Origin of the sequence: Variovorax sp. efr-133-TYG-130 (assembly GCF_030208835.1) — a bacterium.
In the GTDB taxonomy this organism is placed as follows: Bacteria; Pseudomonadota; Gammaproteobacteria; order Burkholderiales; family Burkholderiaceae_C; genus Variovorax.
In genome coordinates this window covers 70,131-90,261 of the sequence record NZ_JARVTD010000002.1, presented here as the reverse complement: position 1 = coordinate 90,261, position 20,131 = coordinate 70,131, and the positions used below count along the sequence as shown (strand labels likewise).

18 protein-coding genes and 1 pseudogene are annotated in these 20,131 nt (G+C 60.6%); 7 read left to right on the top strand and 12 right to left on the bottom strand.

Features of this window, described 5'->3' with window-relative positions:
• The first annotated feature begins 55 nt into the window (after positions 1–55).
• From QRN67_RS01275 to QRN67_RS01250, 6 genes are all read left to right on the top strand, one after another.
• Positions 56–445, top strand: coding sequence for a DUF2520 domain-containing protein (locus QRN67_RS01275; protein ID WP_285409954.1), 390 nt, complete (start codon positions 56–58; stop codon positions 443–445).
• A 128-nt stretch (positions 446–573) separates the two neighbouring features.
• Positions 574–1,521, top strand: a complete 948-nt coding sequence (locus QRN67_RS01270) for an AraC-like ligand-binding domain-containing protein (RefSeq protein ID WP_285409953.1) — start codon at positions 574–576, stop codon at positions 1,519–1,521.
• A gap of 405 nt (positions 1,522–1,926) precedes the next feature.
• Positions 1,927–2,937, top strand: a complete 1,011-nt coding sequence (locus QRN67_RS01265) for a substrate-binding domain-containing protein (RefSeq protein WP_285409952.1) — start codon at positions 1,927–1,929, stop codon at positions 2,935–2,937.
• Between the two features lie 63 nt (positions 2,938–3,000).
• Positions 3,001–5,469, top strand: a complete 2,469-nt coding sequence (locus QRN67_RS01260) for an ATP-binding cassette domain-containing protein (RefSeq protein ID WP_285409951.1) — start codon at positions 3,001–3,003, stop codon at positions 5,467–5,469.
• On the top strand, positions 5,466–6,413 hold the full coding sequence (locus tag QRN67_RS01255) for an ABC transporter permease (RefSeq protein WP_285409950.1): 948 nt from the start codon (positions 5,466–5,468) through the stop codon (positions 6,411–6,413). The genes QRN67_RS01260 and QRN67_RS01255 overlap by 4 nt, the downstream gene beginning before the upstream one ends.
• A gap of 802 nt (positions 6,414–7,215) precedes the next feature.
• Complete coding sequence (locus tag QRN67_RS01250; RefSeq protein ID WP_285409949.1) at positions 7,216–8,178, top strand: helix-turn-helix domain-containing protein; 963 nt, start codon at positions 7,216–7,218, stop codon at positions 8,176–8,178.
• Between the two features lie 43 nt (positions 8,179–8,221).
• On the opposite strand, the gene citF is transcribed toward QRN67_RS01250, so the two are convergent.
• The 11 genes from citF to nthA all read right to left on the bottom strand — a co-directional run bounded on the left by citF (position 8,222) and on the right by nthA (position 17,923).
• Complete coding sequence (citF, locus tag QRN67_RS01245) at positions 8,222–9,760, bottom strand: citrate lyase subunit alpha (protein ID WP_285409948.1); 1,539 nt, start codon at positions 9,758–9,760, stop codon at positions 8,222–8,224.
• Entirely contained in the window at positions 9,757–9,924 is a 168-nt protein-coding gene (locus tag QRN67_RS01240; RefSeq protein WP_285409947.1) for a hypothetical protein, read from the bottom strand. Before QRN67_RS01240 ends, citF begins: the two co-directional genes overlap by 4 nt.
• 155 nt (positions 9,925–10,079) lie before the next feature.
• On the bottom strand, positions 10,080–10,301 hold the full coding sequence (locus QRN67_RS01235; protein WP_285409946.1) for a hypothetical protein: 222 nt from the start codon (positions 10,299–10,301) through the stop codon (positions 10,080–10,082).
• A gap of 20 nt (positions 10,302–10,321) precedes the next feature.
• Positions 10,322–11,713 carry an NAD-dependent succinate-semialdehyde dehydrogenase gene (locus QRN67_RS01230; RefSeq protein WP_285409945.1) on the bottom strand — a complete coding sequence of 464 codons (1,392 nt, stop codon included), beginning with the start codon at positions 11,711–11,713 and terminating at the stop codon, positions 10,322–10,324.
• Between the two features lie 15 nt (positions 11,714–11,728).
• A complete protein-coding gene (locus QRN67_RS01225) occupies positions 11,729–12,661 on the bottom strand; it encodes an NAD(P)-dependent oxidoreductase (protein ID WP_285410151.1) in 933 nt (310 codons plus the stop codon).
• 200 nt (positions 12,662–12,861) lie between these two features.
• Positions 12,862–13,419: a CoA transferase gene (locus QRN67_RS01215; protein ID WP_285410150.1), complete on the bottom strand. Its 558-nt coding sequence runs from the start codon at positions 13,417–13,419 to the stop codon at positions 12,862–12,864.
• Complete coding sequence (locus QRN67_RS01210) at positions 13,416–13,745, bottom strand: EthD family reductase (protein WP_285409944.1); 330 nt, start codon at positions 13,743–13,745, stop codon at positions 13,416–13,418. Before QRN67_RS01210 ends, QRN67_RS01215 begins: the two co-directional genes overlap by 4 nt.
• 51 nt (positions 13,746–13,796) lie before the next feature.
• Positions 13,797–15,194, bottom strand: a complete 1,398-nt coding sequence (locus QRN67_RS01205) for an amidase (RefSeq protein ID WP_285409943.1) — start codon at positions 15,192–15,194, stop codon at positions 13,797–13,799.
• 133 nt (positions 15,195–15,327) lie between these two features.
• Entirely contained in the window at positions 15,328–16,572 is a 1,245-nt protein-coding gene (locus tag QRN67_RS01200; protein ID WP_285409942.1) for a GTP-binding protein, read from the bottom strand.
• 8 nt (positions 16,573–16,580) lie between these two features.
• On the bottom strand, positions 16,581–17,291 hold the full coding sequence (nthB, locus tag QRN67_RS01195; protein ID WP_285409941.1) for a nitrile hydratase subunit beta: 711 nt from the start codon (positions 17,289–17,291) through the stop codon (positions 16,581–16,583).
• Positions 17,292–17,323: 32 nt separating this feature from the next.
• Positions 17,324–17,923 carry a nitrile hydratase subunit alpha gene (gene nthA / locus QRN67_RS01190; protein ID WP_285409940.1) on the bottom strand — a complete coding sequence of 200 codons (600 nt, stop codon included), beginning with the start codon at positions 17,921–17,923 and terminating at the stop codon, positions 17,324–17,326.
• 331 nt (positions 17,924–18,254) lie between these two features.
• Between nthA and QRN67_RS01185 the strand changes: the two are divergent.
• Positions 18,255–18,736 (top strand): annotated as a pseudogene (locus QRN67_RS01185) (RraA family protein).
• Between the two features lie 577 nt (positions 18,737–19,313).
• On the opposite strand, the gene QRN67_RS01175 reads toward QRN67_RS01185, so the two are convergent.
• On the bottom strand, positions 19,314–20,090 hold the full coding sequence (locus tag QRN67_RS01175) for an SDR family oxidoreductase (RefSeq protein ID WP_285409939.1): 777 nt from the start codon (positions 20,088–20,090) through the stop codon (positions 19,314–19,316).
• Positions 20,091–20,131 lie beyond the last annotated feature (41 nt).

The following is a 20,131-nucleotide window of genomic DNA, read 5'->3' as shown; positions in this document are numbered from 1 at the left end:
CCGGCACACCTTCGGGCACCCCGAGGCTGCGGCGCGCACCCTGGCAGGCTGCACCGTGACCATCGAGGCCTCGGGAATTCTGAACGCCGTGCTGATACAGCTCAGTGCCAGAGTCGGGTGTGCGGTCAACCATCTGTCACCCGGAATGCGCGCGAAGTATCACGCCGCCGCGTACCCGTCACAGCACGGCGGCGTGTTACTGGGCGAAGCGGCACGCATCTGGCAATCTTGGGGCGCCGACGAAGAAGGTGCGATGCGCGCACTTCTTCCGCTTGCGCGAAGCACGCTGGCGCCAGTCGAAGCGGTAAGCATTGCCAAGGGTATGCCCGACTCTTTCCCCCACGGCGATATCGATGCATTCCACTTGCGCAAGAGGCCGGCGACATCAACAGCACTGGAGCCGCCGCGTCCGGTCGACTGTGCAGCGATGAAGAGAGGCCGATAGAAATCGGTCACCGAGGTCACCGGACCAAGGCGCGGCCTTCAGACGCATCGCCGAGACGACGTAGTCCACACATCAAATCGGTCCATGTGCCTGCGCTCGGACATCCTGGATCTACATCCTAAAGACACATGACGAACTTTGACTATTCGACAAGATCTCTGCGCGGAGAAAAGTGTCATGACTACTGGAGTTCGATCATTGCCGAGCGCCTGATCCCGGCGGCAGGCCGCTTTGACCGGGCATCCGATTTCCAGGCCAGCCTTAGCGGCCATGAGCTTGGGCCGCTGACCGTCTGCCGACTGAGCGCGAACGAACACGAGTTCCGCCGGACGGCCAGCCATGTTCGCACAAGCACCCAGGATGACATTGTCTTTGCGCTCATGCAGGCGGGCTCCGCAAAGATGAGTCAGAACGGCGTCGATGCGGTCCTAGGGGCCGGAGACATCGTTTTGTACGACTCAGCCCGCCCCTTCGAGCATCATCTGTCACCGGAGTCGATGCTCCTGATCCGCATAGGCCGGCGCCATCTGGCCGCCCGGTTTCCTCGTTTCGAGGACATGATGTCCATTCAGATTGACGGGCATCAGTCGATAGGTCGGGTGCTGCGCTGCATGGCCGAAGAGGCGTGGCACCTTGACGACGACGCGGCGCCGGGTCCTTGCAGGTCTCGGTTCGCATGGAGCTTTCTCGATATGCTCTCGGCATGCCTCGAGAGAATGGCCGGAGATCTCAGACAACCGGAGAGCGCACGGTATCGCAAGCTTTTCCTGAAGGCTCAGAGCCATATCAGCGAGAGGCTGCATGAGGTGGGATTGTGTGCGGAGGACATCGCTGACGCCCTGTATGTCTCCTCCAGAACTCTAGCACGCGCGTTCGCGCATCACGATTGCTCGGTAAGCAAGTCGATCTGGGAACTTCGTCTGAAATCCGGCTATGCCCTGTTGAACGAGCGACGTGTGGCACAGATTTCCGACGCAGCATTTCAGACCGGGTTCAATGACCTGTCTCATTTTTCGCGGCTGTTCAAGCGTCGATTCGGCAAGCGACCTAGTGACGTGCTGCGCAGCGGTGCCTGACCGCGCACCTGAGCCGAACTTCCGGGACCCGTAGCGCATGTCCGTCGTCGTTGAGCGCTAAGTGGAGGACTGTGTTGCTGCGACTTCTCCGACCGGCAAGTGCCTGCAGGGTCGGTCGTAGTGGCCAGCCGATAACGGTCAAGACGGAACATTTGCAACTGCACTGCGGTGGTTGTCGGCTGTCAGCGCCGAATTGCTGCGCTTAATAGCGCGCCGCGCGAACGCACCGTCGATCACAAGTCGAGCACCAAGGTGCAACTCCTGGCGTTCAGACAACAAGTGGTTGGCAAGCCCGAACAACTCAGTTGGCACGACTGTCCAAATGCTCGCGAGTGCTGATTCACATAATGCTTTGAGCCTCTTTTCTGGCTTCTTCAATCTCAGAAATACAAGGACATAAGCATCATGCAAGTCAAGTCTCTGGCCCTTTTGGCTTCGCTAATCTTAAGCGTTGCGCACCATGCGATCGCCGCCGAAAAGATTGTTGTTGGCATGTCCAACTCGTTCTATGGCAACACATGGAAACATCAAATGGTGGAGCTGTTCACCGAGGCGGCCGACAAGGCGAAGGCCGATGGGGCGATCGACAGCTACCACATCGGAAACGGCGACGGGAGTCCGACCCAGCAGATTGCACAAATCAGTGAGTTCATTCTCAAGGGCGTCAACGTCCTGATAGTCAATCCGGCATCCGAAGCGGCGTTGAACGGCATCCTCGAAAAGGCATGCAGCGCGAAGATCACCGTGGTCGCCTTCGACGGCATCGTCACGGCGCCGTGTGCCTACAACCTGAACTTCCAGTTCGACTATCAGACCGGCCTTACGAAGGCGCTCATCGACTCGATCGGCGGCAAGGGCAACGTCTTGCAGGTGCGCGGTTTCGCAGGCACCTCGCCCGATGCGCAGATGTTCAAAGCCCAGAATCTGGCGCTCAAGGACTATCCCGACATCAAGCTCGTAGCGACGGTGCGTGGTGACTTCAACGCAGCGGTCGCCCAGGCGCAGGTCAGCAACATCCTGCCGACCCTGCCCCACATCGACCTGGTGCTCTCTCAGGGCGGTGGCGACGACTACGGTATCGCCAAGGCCTTCGACAACGCGCCCCAGTACAGATCCAAGCTGCCTGTCATCGGCGGCGCAGGTTCATCCGACTTCATCCGCTGGTGGGACGAGAAGTCTAAGTCGAGCGGCTACAAGACGATGTCGGTGAACACGAGCCCCGGCATCGTGACCGCCGCGATGTGGTACGCCATCGCCATCCGACAAGGCGCGAAAGTACCCAAGACCCAGAGCATGGCGGTGGTCTCGATCGATCAGAAGAACCTCGGCGAGTTCTCGAAGACGCCGCCCGGAAAGATCATCGCGCCGACATACGATCAGGCATGGGTCAGGACGAACCTGCTGAACGCAAAGTAACCGCCCCCACAGCGGCAACCAGGCGCCTCTCAGGGCGCTTTGCTTTTGTGAAGCACAACACCCATGAAAACCACCCTCAACCTGCAGGAGCGAGAGCGTCCTGCCGTGCAGTCCCGCGAGATCTTCCTCTCACTGCGACGATTGACAAAGATCTACGGCGAGACCCGGGCCAACAGCAACATTTCCTTTGATATTCACTGCGGCGAGGTCATCGGCCTCGTTGGTGCCAACGGCGCGGGGAAAAGCACGCTGGTGCAGTCGATCTCCGGCCTGGTGCGTCCGGATGAGGGTGAACTCGTGTTCGGTCCAGAGGCCTCGCGGCCAGAACACTTCACACGAAGCGACGCGCAGGTCCGCGGTATACGGACGGTCTTCCAGGAGCATTCGCTGTCTCCCAATCTGTCGGCGGTCGAAAATTTCCTGATCGAGTACAGCTCCGGCACCGATCGCAGATGGCGCGCGCAGATGCGAGCAATGGCCACCGAGAGCCTCCAGTCGATCTTCCCGCATACCCGCATCGATCTGAACTGCCCGGTCGAACAACTGCCGCTGGCCGAGCGACAGATGATCGAGATCGCGCGCGCGGCGTGCGATCCGCGCCTTCGGCTTTTGATTCTCGACGAGCCGACCTCGTCCCTGGATGCTCGTCAGAGCGAGTCCCTGCGTGCGTTCGTACGTCGCCGCGCACGGGACGGCGTCTCGTTCATCTTCATCAGTCACAAGCTGAAGGAGGTCATCCATCTGACTGACCGCTTCGTCGTGCTCAAGAACGGTACGCTCGTCTCGCAGGGCGACACGAGGGACAGCAGCATCGAGCATCTGTTGCGAGAGATGGGGACGACCGCGACGACCGGCGTGCATCGGAGTATCCGCAAATGCGTGCAGGAATCTGCCGGCACCTGCGGACTTCGAATGGCCGAGACCGACGCTTCGAACGGCCTGGGACATCCCCTTGAAATTCTAAAAGGCGAGGTAGTGGGCTTGGCCGGTCTTGAGGGAAACGGCCAGTCGCAGATGCTGCGTGAGATCCTGCGCCAAGCGCGTGTGCAGGGCCCTTTGATTGCCGAGCGGGGCCTGACCGCGTCGTTCGTCACAGGGGACAGGGTTGAGGAGGGAATTCTGCCCGGTCTGTCAGTGTTGAAGAACACCCTGGTCAGCCTTGTAGCCAAAACGCCGTGGCTGACACCGATCTCCCCCCGCGCCGAGCGAGAGGCGGCAGCTCGATTCCTCAACGATCTGGGCGTGCCCGACGACCGATTCGACGCCAAGATCACCGAGATGAGCGGAGGCAATCAGCAGAAGGCGCTCATGGTTCGGCCACTGCTCATCGGTGCCGACATCCTGCTGCTCGATGACCCGACCCGTGGGGTCGACGTACAGACCAAGCGTCAGATCTACGAGCTCATCCACCGATCGGCCGACGATGGCCGCATCGTGGTGTGGTACAGCTCCGAGGACACCGAGTTTCATCAGTGCGACAGGGTCTTGGTGCTCCACGACCAGCGCATCGTCAAGGAACTTAGACATGACGAAATCGGCGAGCAGGCCATCCTCGACGCCTCGTTCTCGCACGTCGCGGATCACGGCACGGACGAGCGCGTCGACGATCGCCGCGAATGGAGTACCGTCGCCATCGGGGCCCTGCCGTTCCTCGTGCTCGCGCTGGTCTACGGCGCGATCGTCCTGCTCAACCCTGCCGCAGCTTCGGGATTCGGGCTTAGCCTGTTGCTGACCGCCGCCATCAATCTGGTCTTCGTCGCGTTGGGCCAGATGTTCATCGTGAGCGGCGCACAGATCGATCTCGGGGCAGGTCCATTCGCCGCGCTCGTCAGCGTCATCGCCGCGACGTTGATGCCAGCGTTTCCTCTTGCCGGAATCGCCGCGATCCTCGCGTTGGTGTGCCTCTACATCGGACTCGGCGCAGCGATCGTCGTCAACGCACTCCCCTCCCTGGTCGTCACGCTTGGGGCTTCGTTCGTCTGGCTGGGAGTCGGCCACACCCTGCTTCCCACGCCCGGCGGGACGAGTCCCGAGTGGCTCGTGAAGATGTTCGACTTCGACCTCCCCTTCCTGTCGACACCGCTCGTTCTGATCCTGCTCCCGGCGATCCTCGCCTGGGGCGTCTCCCGGTCCCGCCTGGGTGTAGCCCTCCTTGGCTTTGGCCGCAATCCCGGTGCGCTCGTTAAAAGCGGCTGGTCCGCGATCGGTAACCAGGCCGTCCGCTACGGGATCGCCGCCGCCTTCATCACCGTAGGCGGACTGTCCATGACAGCGCTGAACAACGCCGCCGACGTCAATTCGGGTTCGTCGTTGACGCTCCTGAGCGTCGCGACGGTTGTGATCGGTGGCTGCCCGCTCCACGGCGGAGTGATGCGCCCCTTTTCCGTTGCGGCGGGCGCGATCACGCTATCGCTCGTGGGAACGTTGCTGGGGAGTCTCGGCGTGAGCACGAGCTATACGGCGGCGATACAGGGCGGGCTGCTCCTGGGGCTGCTGCTCGTCCAGGTGCTCGAACGGAAGGTGGCGCGATGAAGGCGTTGAACGGCAAAGAATGGGCCGGATGTGCAGTCGGCATCGTCCTGCTCTGGTTGATCCTGTCGTACGCGACCGGAGACGTTCGGCTGTCCAGCCTCGTCGGGATCCTGGTGTCGGCAGCCTTTCTGACAGTGGTGTCGATCGGCCAGGCATTCACCATCACCACAGGCCGCGCCAACATCGACCTTTCCGTCGCCAGCATGGTGACGATGGGCGCATTCATCACGACCCGGATATCCGACGGCAGCGCTGGCAATCTGGCCGCGGCACTGGCTTCCACGATGGCTGCAGGTCTTCTGGTGGGCGCGGCGAACGGATTCGTCGTCTCCAGGCTCCGTCTGCCGGCCATCATCGTCACGCTCGGCGTGGGCTACATCCTCGCAACTGCGTGTCAGCTTCTCAATTCAGGCATCGGCATGGCGAACTTCGGGCCGCTCGCACAGGTCTCGAATGGCTGGATCGCGGCGATTCCCGTCGTCGTCCTGCTAGCGCTCGTGGTCACGGTCGGATCCAGCTGGCTCTTGACCAGGTCTGCCTTCGGACATTCGATTATCGCCACGGGTCAAAACCATCGCGCTGCAGAGCTTGCCGGCATCAGGGTTCATTGCGTGACCATCGCATGCTTCATGATCAGCGGGTGTCTCGCGGCATTGGTCGGCGCTGTCCTGGCCGCGCGCTCGGGCGGGGCGTTCCTGGACATGGGCAGCGCCTACCTCATTCAATCGATCGGTGCCGTGGTGATAGGCGGGACCGCGATCGTGGGCGGACGCACGACCTTTCTGGGCACCATGCTTGGCTCAGTCATGCTCGTGCTGCTGGTGACCGTCATGCAGGTATTCAGGCTGCCGACAGGAATCCAGGAGATCATCCAGGGCATCATCATCACTTTCATCCTGCTGGTATCCAGGCTGATGGCGAAGCGAGCGCGCACGGCGGCTTAAAGTACGCGCAGGGGTGTCGCCAAGGCCCGCATCGGCCGTGCTGCCAGCGACACGGACCCGCTGCGGCTGCCCGACAGTCGAGGCTGGCATGCACGATCATGAGTTCGTGGGCGCTCGACAGGCTCTATTCCTGGATGCGCCTCCCGACGCGGGAAGCGACATCCGCTCGCCTTGATGCTCTTCGCCCCTATCGAGGTTGCTCGCAGCGGGACTGTTGGCCAGGATGCGTCGGCGCTGACTGGGCTCGGCTCCAACGCGGGAATGACTTACGACACGCTTGGAGACACGGTGCCGATCGCCCTGATGGGTCATCCGACCTGCGTCCCTCCGGGACGGTGAGGAGCCCGAGGGGTTCATTCGCCACCTGCAGTTCGTCGCCCCGCGACATAGCGATGGGGTGACGTGTTCCTGGACACCGTAGCAGATCGGGCTTGCGTTGCGCCGGCGTCCGCAGGTCACGTCAGCGGCCGATCAGGTTCACTGCGGCAACCAGAACGACGAAGCGCGCACTCCTTGCCGGCCACGGCGTTCTCCTCTTGCTCCGTACCGTGCACGGGGGGCGGTCCCACGGCGAGTTGGGCAGTGCGATGGGCGCCAAACGGCTGCCATCTGGGCTCCTCGGGAAGACCCTCTCACTCAAACCTGTAGTCGTCCATAGCCTGTCTACCGTACCCTCGCGGCGTGCGGCATGGAGAGGCATGCTTATTGCGTGTACGCCGCCACCAGTTCGACTGCCGCATGACGTCAGATTGAATCGACTGTTGCCATTTTGACCCCAGACGACCTTAGGAGGCAGCGCTCCATGAACGTACAGTACTCCACGCAGACCGTGGAAGCCAACCGTCGCTTCGAATTCTGGAAGGAGGTCGTGTGCAAGCACCTCATTCCCGGCGCAAGCTGGAAGTTGGAGGACGCCCCGTTCGACGGAACGCTCGACATCCATGAGTTCGGCAGCACGCATGTGGGTGTGCTCTCCTCGCCGGGCTTCCACTGGCGACGGGAGTCATCGCATATCCGTGTCGCGCCGGACGACGACATCTGGCTGGGATACCTGATCGATGGGACGGCGAAGGTCAGTCAGGGAGGGCGCGAGGCGTCGTTCCGGAGCGGCGACATGATCCTCTACGACTCGGCACGGCCCTTCGACTTCTTCACCGCACCCAGGAAGATGTATGCCCTGCGGCTGCGCCGCGAACAGCTGCTCAGTCGCCTACCGCGCGCCGAGAGCATGACGGCAACGGTCATCGATTCGAAGCGCCCGGGTCTCATGGCCCTGCAGTCCATGATCGTGGAGGCTGCGACGACCGCCTTCCCCGACGCAGCCGTTGCCGATCGATATCTGAGCGCGCTGCTGGACGTCGTCGCGTTGAGTATGGGGCCGCAGTCCGACCAGCGGCAGGCAGTGCACGAAAGAGACCTGTTCACCAAGGTCTGCGCCTATATCAGGGAGCGCTACGCTTCGGCAGAGCTTTCCCTGCAGTCGCTCGCGCAGGCACATCATGTGTCGGAGCGCACCATCACCCGCGCGTTCGCGATGCACAACCAGACGCCCATGAAACTGGTCCGGTCAGTACGCCTGCAGGCAAGCCATCGCGCACTGAGCGGCGGCCAGGCGCGAAGCGTGACATCCACGGCCTTCGATTGCGGCTTCACGGACCTCTCACACTTCAGCCGCGCGTTTCGCGCGGAGTTCGGGTGCACACCGCATAGTGTGCTGAACGGTCTGGAAGATCAGATCCGTCCCGCGCAAACGATCTCGCACTGACGCGGTCGTCAGAACGGGCAACCTGATCACGATTGCACTGGCGCTAACACCGTGGGGCTAAGCGGATGACATCGATGACACTTCCATCTCGGTACTCGACGACACCTACGACACGAGACACACCTTCTTTGCGCGGCGTGCGAGGCCCGTGGTGCGCAGCTGCAAGCACGCAAAGTTCATCAATGGACTTCACCGGCAGCCCCGCTGCTACCAGATCCCTGGCCAGTTGATTTCGACGGGGATTTACGGCGATGCCTGCCTCAGTAACGACCACGTCGATGGACTCGCCTGGCGTTGTGACGCAGTTCACCCGCTGTACGATCTTCGGGCCCGCTGCGGATGCAAGGCGTGTGGTAACGATAGCCAGCTTGGAGCCTGCCGCCGTATCGGCGTGCCCGCCTGAGCCACCGAGGATCCGGCCCGTCGACCCGGTGATCACGTTGACGTTGAAGTCAACATCGACCTCGGCGGCCCCCAGAATCATCGCGTCGAGCCGATCCACCACGGCCCCGCGGTTGCATGGGCTGGCGTATAGGGACGCCGACATCGCCTGGTGCCTGGGATCGCGCCGGTAGGACTCGACCGATGCCAGGTCAAAGCACTGCACGTCGAACAGAGTGCGGAACAAGCCTTCATCCAGCATCGCGCAGAGGTGGCCGGTGATCCCTCCGGCGGCAAAACTACCCTTGACGCCGGAAGCCTGCATCAGCGCTCGCAGCTGCATAGCCACCGCCAGGGAGATGCCGCCGGCGCCAGTCTGAAACGAGAACCCATCTACGAGCAAACCGGACGCGGCGATCACGCGGGCCGCAGCGTGCGCGATCTCCAGGCCGACCGGATCAGACGTGGGGCGCGTAGTGCCGGACAGAATGCCCTTTGGGTCGCCGATTGAATCGACCCGGACGACAAAATCGACCAGGTCCTGCGAGATGTCGATCGGGCATGCAGGATACGGCACCAGATGGTCGGTCACGGCCACCACCCGGTCCGCGTAGCGCGCGTCGACCATGGCGTAGCCCAGGGGACCACAGGCCGAAGGTCCGTGGGCGCCATTGATGTTGCCGTAGTCATCTGCTGAAGGCGCGCCGATGAACGCAACGTCGATGTGCAGTTCCCCCGTTTCGATGGAGCGAGCGCGCCCGCCGTGCGTTTGCATCACCACAGGCCTGCTCAATACGCCGTCTGAAACCGCATCAGCGACCGGTCCCGACATGTAGGCGGTCACGATCCGCGCCACGAGGCCGCTGCGCATGTGCGCCACCAGCGGTGCATGAATCGGGAACAGCGAACTGGCCGCGACGGTCAGACCTTTCAGTCCACGTGCCGCGCAGACTTCCATGACCATGTTCAACACGTGGTCGCCGTTGCGTAGATGGTGATGAAAGGACAGCGTGGCGCCGTCGCCAACTTCGCACGCTTGCAGTGCCGCGTCGATCGAGGCCAGACACTTGGAATGCCCCGTTTGGACAGCGTACATCCTGACGCTGGCAGGCTTGGCGACGTTGAGTGGCTCACTTGAGCGGTACGGACGCACCGTCCCGTAGCCCTCTATGAATGAGGGTAATGCGCGATCAGGGTTCATTGCCAATTCGGATTCAGTGGTGGCAGGTCGTGCTCGCATCGCATGGCAGCCTTATTTGGAGCACTCAGACGCTGACGCGAGCCGAACGCTTGAGCGCCCCGCTGCAGACGTTCGAGGTCCTCAGACTCCTTGCCCCACAGAAGGTCGTTAAGAAAATCAAGCATGGAATGTCTCCGTTGCTGTGGTTGTCAATGCAAGTGATCCGCTGCCGCCCCACAACTTGATCGCGAAAATGGCTTCGGGCTCAACAATCACGCCTAAGGGAAGCGATCTCATGCCGACTGCGGAGCGGGCATGGCAACCCGCCTCGCCGAGCACTTCAATCCACAGGTCCGAGCAGCCGTTTGATCATCTGGGCATGCGCCAGAAAATCGGACTCGGCGTTGACCATGCCCGTCATCTTCGCGACCGCCTCGACGCGGGAAGATCGCCGACCACGGCCTTGGCGACCGACAGCAGTTTCAAGCCAACGTGCCTGCAGCCGACGGCCGAGAGTCTGCCCGACCTTGCCGCAACCAACGATGTTGAGAGTTTTCTTCATGACCGTCATCTCCTCGGTCCTTATTTACGGTCGAACCACACGGTCTGGACATTCATAAATTCATGAACGCCGTAGCTCGACAATTCGCGGCCGTAGCCGCTCTTCTTGACCCCGCCGATCGGCACACGCGGGTCCGAAGCGGAGAAGCTGTTGACGAAGAAGCCACCGGTTTCGACTTCTCCTGCCAGTTGTCGGGCCAGTTCGCGGTTCTCCGTCCATACCACCCCACTCAGGCCGTAGTCGCTGTTGTTGGCCAACGCTACCGCTTCTCGCACGTCGGCAGCCACTGTCAACGAGGCCACCGGACCAAAGGTTTCGCGGTCGAACACCGCCATGCCTGGCCGGACGTCGGCAAGAACCGTAGCCGGGTAATAGAAACCGCTACCCTCGGGCCGCTCCCCACCGAGCAGCAGACGTGCGCCTGCCTGCACGCTGGCTTGCACTTGCGCGTGCAACTCGTCGCGCAGGTCGGCGCGCGCGATCGGACCGAGGTAGGTGTCTTCCTGCATCGGATCGCCCAGCTTCATGGTCTTCACCCCTTCCACGAAGCGTGCGGTGAATTCCTCCGCGATGGGCTGCTCCAGGATGATGCGCTTGGCGGCGATGCAGATCTGGCCGGTGTTCTGGAAGCGGCCTACCAGCGCTGCCTGGACCGCGCCTTCAATGTCCGCGTCGGCCAGCACGATGAACGGATCTGACCCGCCCAGCTCCAGCACGGTTTTCTTGAGGGCTGCGCCGGCCTGGGCCGCAATGGCCGAGCCGGCACGCACGCTCCCGGTCACCGTGACGGCGGAAATCCGGGGGTCCGCGATGATGCGAGAAACTTGGTCGTTGGTGACGTTGACGACCTCAAACACGCCCTCAGGTAGGCCGGCCTCCTGCAACACGCTCTTGACCAGATAAGCGCACCCCATGACGTTCGGCGCGTGCTTGAGCAGATAGCCATTGCCGCCGACCAGCACTGGCACGGCACCCCGCAGGACCTGCCAGAACGGAAAGTTCCAGGGCATGACTGCCAGGACGGTGCCCATTGGGCGATAAGCCACATAGGCATCGGGTCCAATGGACGACGGCTGGTCGGCCACGAGCGACTCACCGTGCTCCGCGTACCAGTCGCACATCACTGCGCATTTCTCGACTTCGCCTCGCGCTTGCTGAACGGGCTTGCCCATTTCCATCGTGGCCATCTTCGCGATCTGGTGGATATCCCTGCGCAGAATGGCCGAGATGCGCCGCATCACCGCGACGCGCTCTGCCGCAGGCGTCTTGGACCACAACTCGAATCCCCGACGCGAACGCTGGAGCGCGTTCTCGACCTCGGCGTCGCTTTGACACGGATACCGCTCAACCATTTCGCCGGTTGCCGGGTTGATTGAGGTTGCGGCTTCGCCCTTGAAGGTCTCTTGTGTCATGTCGATGTGCTCCTGTTAGTGGTGGTCTTTGGCAGATGTGGTTTCGCGCGTCTTGAGCAGCGTGACCAGCTCTGGGACAAACGTGTCCGCCCCTCCCTGGGCCACCGCGCTTCCGAACGTCTCGAGAACGGCGTTCGCGATGTCTTGCACCGCGCCCGTTTCGCCGGCCATCTTGGTGTAGTAGCCGAGGTCCTTCTGCGCATTGCTCATGGCGAAGCGCAGGGCGGAGCTGTCGTTCGCGAGCATGAAGGGCCTGAGCCGGTCGAGCGCGGCGCCGTGCCCACCGCCCTTCGTCAGAATCTCGACGAACACGCTGGGTTCGATCCCGGCGCGCAGCGCGCAGGCGCCGGCTTCTGCCATGAGCGCAACGGTACCGAGCGACACGTAGTTGTGCAGCAGTTTCATGCGGTGCCCGGCGCCCACAGGGCCCGAATGAACCACGTTTTCAGCAAAGCAGCGCAACGCAGGCAGGCATTCTGCGAATAGCTCGAGGGAGCCTCCCACCAACAGGTTCAACCGCCCTTCCGCAGCCTCCTTTGGCGTACGGGTCATGGGGGCATCCAAGAAACGCCCTCCTGCAGCATGGACGGCTTCGGCGAGCCGTTCGGTGGAACTAGGGACGGCCGTGGAGCAGTCGATCACCACAGCCTTGGCCTTCAGCCCGGAAAGCACGCCGTCTGACTCGAGCAATACCGCTTCGACCTGTGGCGTCCCTGTGACGCACAAAATCACCATGTCGGCGTCCGAAGCTACTTCTCGCGGCGTTTTGCGTGTCGCCGCGCCCCCCGAAATGAGCGCATCTAGCGGCTGGTTTCCGGGATGCTCCAGCAAAGTCAGCGCGTGTCCGTGCTTTTGAAGGTTGGTGGCAATACCGTGCCCCATAAGGCCGATGCCGATCATGCCAATTTTCATGGTGTGTATCTGTTGATGTGGAAAAGGGTTGGTCAGCGATTGACCAAGCGAGCGGGGATGGCGACGATGACCAAGAGAGCACTGATCAGCATGCACGCGCTAAGCGCATACATGCCCCTGCCCGTGCTCTGGAGTTACGTCCTTGATGAATCCGACCATGTAGGGGCTGACGAATCCCGCCAAGTTACCTAGCAAGTTGACTAATGCAATGCCACCAATGGTGAATACGACGCTTTTCACTCCAGCGGTCCGCAAACGCGCTGCGTGGGTCGGTTGCCATCAAACTTCAAGGGATTTCCTAGAAGTCTCATATCTGGAGCTAGTGGGTGGGGGACTGTTCGCACCATATCGACTTCTTGAACAAATTGGTTTTCTAGTGCCTGTGGTACGGTCAAAACCGGGGAAATCGGAAGAACACCACTCAAGGCTTCAAGCCAATGCGAGGTAGGACTTTCACTAAAAACACGGTCAAGTGCCTGGGTAAGTTCGTCTCGATATCGCGCGCGAAGAGCCTGATTCGCGAAGTGCGGTTCCTCGGTAATATTCGGTTCACCGAGCACGCCCAACAACGCGTTCCAAAACTTGTCCGTCATGCACATCACGTAAACCCAACCATCGGCAGTCCGAAAGGTCTGTACTGGGGGGACAGAGAGATGTGCGCCGCGCGGCAGACGCGTCGGTGCATCACCAGTGTTCAGATACCAAGTGCCTGCATAGCCAAGCTGGTGTAGCGCGACATCGAACAAGCTGACGTCAACATCGCACCCCTGCCCCGTTTCGAAGGGTACCTCTATGCCCAGATCTGGTGGAATTCGTGACTGATGATCGGGTAGATGCGCTCAGTGAAATTGGGGAGATCCGCGAGGAGAGTCGTTCCGGCGGCGCTTCCCAAGGATGCAAGCATGGCCTCCTCGGACTCAAACCATAGCTCTGAGAATCCGTCATAGCCGAACTCGGGAAAGCGCTCCCGATCAACCAGATTGACGGAATAGCGCAAGAGGTTGGGCAGCCTCTTGCAGAGCTCTGCATGAACATGCAGCCAATGATTGGAAAATTGGGCTTGGGACATGTCGCCCCTTTTCACCACGAGCCCGAGCCGCTTCACACTGTTAGGGTTCATATGCGTGTCTCCTTCGACGTAAATTCGAGTTGCCGGCTAAAGGGCGCAAAATCAAAACCGAGGATGCTTCGAATGCCAATCGGTTGCTTGCTGGAACGCCCATCCGGCGCGAAAGAGCGATGATTCACCGAAATGCGGGGCCACAAACTGGAACGCAATCGGAGCGTTTTCACTGGTGCGCCCGCCGGGCAAAGTGATTGTCGGATGTCCGGACATGTCGAATGGAGCTGTGTACCGAAGCATGCCTGAAAACAATTCGGCGTCGGTTCCAAATCTGGCCATCAACTCTTTTGTAGGGCCTGAGATCGAAAAAGCAGGAACCAGCAACAAGTCAACGGACTGGAATAAAGCGGTCACGCGCCCACGAAAATCTGCACGTGCCAGCCATAGCTTTTGGTACTCCAAAGCTGTGAGCTTTCGGCCCTGGTCAATCAGACCGGCAAGAGCCGGACCGTACTCGTCACGACGCGCTGGAAAATCTCCTTCGTGATAAACAGCGGTTTCGACTGCGCAGAGCGGAACCCAGTCCTGAAGCGCCTGCTCCGCGTCCGGGAAGTTGACTGGACGAACCTGTCCACCAAGCCCCTGAACGACGCTTTGTACGTGCTCGAGCACGCGCCGAGCGGACTCGTCCACTCGCGCCGAAGTCCAGGATTCATCGATGCCGATGCGAAGACCTTTCAATCCCCGAGTCATTAAGTTCAAATAGTCCGCGACTGGTTCTTGGCTCGCAGTGGGGTCCAGAGGATCGGCCCCGGCAATCGCAAACAACATCGCTGCAGCGTCGGCCGCCGAGCGTGTCATGGGTCCAACGTGATCCAGCGATGCAGCGAGTTCATGCACCCCGTAACGGCTGACGCGACCCCAGGTCGGCTTGAGTCCCGTGATGCCATTCATTGCAGAAGGAAATCGAATCGAGCCACCGGTGTCGGTACCGAGAGAACCGAAACAAAGACCCGCTGCGGTCGCGACGCCCGACCCGCTTGACGATGCGCCCGACCAAAGCTCGCTACTCCACGGATTCACTGGCGGCACGACGTCCGGATGATGGTCTGCAAAGGCACCTTCCGTCTGCGCCAGTTTGCCGAGTATCACAGCGCCAGCGCCGCGAAGCTTGGTGATTACCGTTGCGTCCTTTGAAGGCACGAAGCTTTTTTTGATCGGCATGCCATGGGTGGTGGTTACGCCAGCCGTCTCCACCAGGTCTTTGACCGCGATGGGAACGCCATGAAGGGGGCCAAGGGTCTCACCGCTTGCAATTTGAGCATCCGCAGTATTCGCGGCTGCAAGAGCGAACTCGGGAATGACAGTGAAGTAACTATGCAATTTACCGTCGAGCTTCTCGATTCTCTGCAGCATGTGCTGGGTCACCTCGACGGACGACAACTCGCGAGATTGAATCAAACGACCCACGGTAAGTAAATCGAGGTAGTGCAAATCTTCATTCATAAAGAATCCAGTTTTCTACTTAAAGTTGATTAGGGCGAGCTATCGCAAATCTCTGAGGTGGCCGCTCTGCGGCCAACCTCGACGCGGGGAGTGCTTTTTTATGTGCGGTCTTGGAGCGCTCGATGGCGGAGGATCAACGCTGATGCCCCGGCAATTTCGACGTTGCCCGATCCATCAATTCAGCGCTTCCCAGAAGCTTTGCCCACTCAGACGGACCCATTTCAATTTCACGATCGGTCAAAAGGCATCCATCGAGTTCGCTCGCCAACAGTTCCCAATCGACGTTCTGTCCGATGAACACGATTTCCTGCCGACAATCGCCGACGTGCTCATCCCACTTTGACGTAATACCCTCGAGACGATAGTCGTCTGCGGGCCACTGCTCTTTGGGAATAAACCGCCACCATTTGCCCATGAAACCCCAACGGAACTCTCCGCTGCTTTGAACCAGCATGGAAATGTCGTGAAAATTGTTGGCCGTCCAGAAGTAGCCCTTGGTGCGCAGCAGCCGCCCGTTCTTCCAAGGTTGGTCCAGCAACTTCAGCAGACGGCCGGGATGAAACGGGCTGCGCTCGCGGTACACCCATGACGAAATCCCAAACGCTTCGGATTCGGAGTGTGGAACTTCCACGTCTTCAAGCCGGCGCATCCATCCAGGAGAATTTATGAGACTGGGCAAGTCAAACCTGCCGGTGTTCAGTACTTCTGGGAGATCAACCCTGCCGTTTTCGATAGGGAGAATCTTCGCAGCAGGATTCAAGGCCCCGAGGATCGTACGCAACTCCTGGTACCTGCCTTCACCAATGACATCGACGTGACTCACCAGGATGACATTGGCAAATTCGACTTGCTCGGTCAGAAGCTCTGAGAGTGGACGTTTCGGCCCGTCACTGGCAGTATTTTCGATGTACGACGACGATTCCAGCAGCGTTGTAAAAGTCTCTCCGTTGACTACGGTCACCAACGTATCCAAGCGAGCCAACTCACTGAGACTGAAACCTTCCTTGTCGAGGAAAGCGAAGGTTTCAGCGACCGGCATCGGCTCGGAAACGCCGGTGGACTCGATCAGCAAGTAATCAAACGCGTTGGCGCGCGCGAGCTCGCCCACATGATCCAAGAGGTCAGAACGCAGGGTGCAGCAAATGCACCCGTTGCTCATCTCCACAAGCTGATCCGTACCCTTTAGAAGGGCCGCGTTTCGAGCGACATCCTCTGCGTCAATGTTGACCTCGCTCATGTCATTGACGATCACCGCAACCTTCATTCCCTCTCTATTGCGAAGGACATGGTTAAGGACCGTTGTCTTTCCAGACCCAAGAAAGCCTGACAGCACCGTTACGGGCAACCTACCTGTGCCAGGAGAGTACTCGGAGGACATCTCGAAGCTCAGGCCAGCGCAGTTTCCTTGGCCGGCTTTGCAGCCTGCTTGGAGGGGATGTCCCCGTCCTTCACGGCCACAGCCACCCTGTCCAAGTAGCCCTCGAACAAATCGACGACGACCGTTCCGTCGTCAGCTGCACTGCCCCAAAGGTCTTTGACGTCGAATTCAACGTGGTAAGTCGATTGCATCTGCGCAGATTTGTCGCCGTGCCCGATGGTGTCAGGGAATGGCCACTTGACCGATGTACGGTGCAAGATCTTCCCCTCTTTGCCCCGTACGTAGGCGGGCATGCGGATGTGTCCCGCAACAAATTCCTCGCGAACCTTGACACGGTCACCGATCTCGAACGGCGGGCGCTCCGGGGGCGCCGGCCGACCGGGGGAGCTATAGCCCCGAGCCAACTGAAAATCTTCGCCGAGACAGGCGTCAAGTTCTTCCTTGCTTATCACGCCCTGCTCGACCAGCAAGGTGGCCGTACCAATGACGATCCGGTCGTAGTAGGAGGCACCGAAATAATGGCGTGCGCCCATACGTTCAATCGCGTGGCGCAGTTCGTCGACGCTGAACTGCTTCATGTGATCGGCGGCGAGAAAAAGAAGGCTGTACGCCAGATGCTCCCAATCCTCATGGAAAATCGGCTTGTAGGTCAGGCTGTTTTTGGTATGCGGCACTTTGCCGAATCCCTGAACGCCGCCGAGATCGTGAATTCCGTCCATGGTTTACCTCTTGAATGTTCGTGAAAGTGAGCTCAGGAAACGTGCGGACGCGCGACCCCGATTAGCACATCCTTGGTGACCAGTGTTGCCAGCTCTTCTTCGGACATGTCCTCCGTACCTTCCGGACGCACCGGAAGGACCATGTAGCGCGTCTCGGCAGTCGTGTCCCACACCTTGACTGCAACGTCATCAGGAAGATCTTCTCCGAGCTCGCGAAGTACGGTGCGGCCCTCCCGGACAAGGCGGGCGCGGTATTCGAAACTCTTGTACCACTCGGGCGGCAGGCCCAGCACCGGCCAGTTCGTGCACGAGCACAGGCTGCAGACGATCACGTTTTGCAGCGTCGGGGTGTTCGGGAGTGCCACGATGTACTCGCCCTGCGGCCCGGTGTACCCGAACTGTTCACAGGCTTTGGTACCGTCCTTCAAAAGCAGTTCGCGGAAGGCCGGATCGACCCAAGCGCGGGCAACGACGCGAGCGCCATTGGAGGGATCCCAAACTTCCTCCATGAGCTTCGTGAAATTTCCGATAAATCCTTCAGGGATGAGCTTTTTGTCATCCAAGACCTTGAACAAGGCACGAGCGCGGTCACCCGGGGTGTTAGAGCTTTGCCCGACGGCTTCATGTTTCATTGCAGATTCTCCGGAGTTGAACAAACGTCGCACGATGCTGCTTATCAAGCGCTCGTTCGATGCTAAGTGCGGGTGCACGTGGACCGATGAGCTAAGCCCAATGTAATGACTTCGGCCCCAAACTGCTTGGGCGAGAGAGACGCACCACTTGTCTATGGCGGACATGTTGCCAGTCCTCGAGTCTTGTCGCGCACGAAGCTCTATCGGGTTCATTTCGGCTCGAGTCTTGCTCGGACGCATGGCTTGACTGGATAACTTGCCCCTTTCCTTTATAGGACGCCACGATTCCGCTTAGCAGTGCAGAGATCGAGATCGTCTCTGCTGAGCGCAGATGTTCCACGCCGCCGTGGCCGTGGCCGTGGCCGTGGCCAAGCCCGGCGACGTGATCGTCGTCGATAGCAAGGCCGACAACACATGCGCGCTGTTCGGCGACCTGATGGTCACGCAGGGTGCCGCCGCGAAGCTGGGCGGCTTCGTCGTGGATGCGGCCTCGCGCGACACGCCGAGCTGGCTCTGGGCGACTTCCCGGTCTTCGCGGCTGGCTCCCCCCTGCGGACCGCCAAGGGCTTGCCGCGCTTGCACATCCCCGTCTCGGTGGGCGGCGTGGCGGTGAACCCGGGCGACCTAGTGGTAAGCGACGTCGATGGCGTGGTGGTGGTCCCGCGCGGCGAGGTCGAGGCCGTGTTGGCGGCGGCGCAGAAGAAGGTCGACGCCGAGGCCCAGTGCATCAAGGAGATCGAGGAAGGCATCCTCGTGTCGCCCCAGCTGGACGACAGGCTGCGCCAAGCCGGCCTGCCCGCCCTCGGAGCTTGATGATGGCTTGTTGGCTCCGACCGGAAACTGAGCCAGTGGGGATACGGCTAAAAACTTGGACTTGTTTATGCTGTCGGGTACACAGGGCGATGACTGCAGCCTGCTTCAGCTCGGGCGGGCGTAGTGACGCGTTAGGTCGGCCACGCCTGGCGAGCACAGCTGAAGAGGCACGGCCTGAATCCGGCGCTCAGACGGTCACTCGGCGGATACCCGAGCGTCTTGATGGTTCTCGCAATGCAGCGCCCGTGCGCGAGGGGTTGCTCGATGGCCAGCATCTGCTGCGCCCGTGAATATTTAGCTTTGTGCGCGCATATCCGCACCGGAGGCCCGAGCCCTGCTCATACGCCCGATGTCAGCTTTTGAGAGCGTCTTCTGTTGGGTAACCCAACTGGTGAATGGTCTCGGCGACTCGCTTGCCGAGTCTGATGTAGAAGCTCAGCGGCTCGAATCCGATCTTCGTAGGAGCACATGAACTACTTTCAGGTGGTGCAAGTTTTTTTCCGCGTCCCCGCGCAACAGCACGCTCAAAGAAAACTGTCGCAAGAAATTGGGTAAGTAAAGTGCGACAGCGGTCAGCTCAGGCAATCGACTGCGTGTCGCCATCGATCGGGAACAACTGACCCGAGATCGTCGACGCCACATCCGACGCGAGAAACATCGCGAGTGCAGCCACCTGTTCCGGCTCCACCAGCTTCTTGATGGACATGTTTTGCATCGCGAGGGCGGTCTCCTGCGCGATGGACCGGCCCGACTGGCTCGCTCGGCCCTTGAGGACGTTCTGGAAGCGGTCTCCATTGACTGCGCCCGGCAGGATCGCGTTGACACGGATGCCGGAATCGCCCAGCTCGATCGCGAGCGTCTTGGTCAAGCCCGCCAAACCCCATTTCGTCGTCGAGTACGCGCTCCGGTTCGGATACCCCAGGCGCCCCGCCAATGCAGACATGTTGAGAATGACGCCCGACTTGCTGGCGCGAAGATGTGGGATGCAGAGTTGGGTGACGTGAAAGGTCCCCTTCAAGTTGACCTCGAGCACTTTGCTCCAGACCTCCGGGTCGGAGCGTTCGAGCGGGGCTGTCTCACCACCGATGCCGGCGTTGTTGACCAGGACGTCGAGCCCTCCCAACTGCGAATGCATGGACGCGACCGTGCGTTCGACAGCGGACCGATCCGAGACATCGCACACATCGGTCGAGATGGCAGGGAACTCCTTCGCGAGCGATCTCAATGCCGGTGCGTCGATGTCGCACACATGAACACGCGCGCCCGCCTGAGCAAAGGCGATCGCGATGGCGCGCCCGATCCCCGACGCTCCCGCAGTCACGAAGACCTGCCTGTCCCGCAGTTCAAAATCCATGCTCAAACTCCTGTCATGCCTCTGAGTCCAGAGGAAGTCGA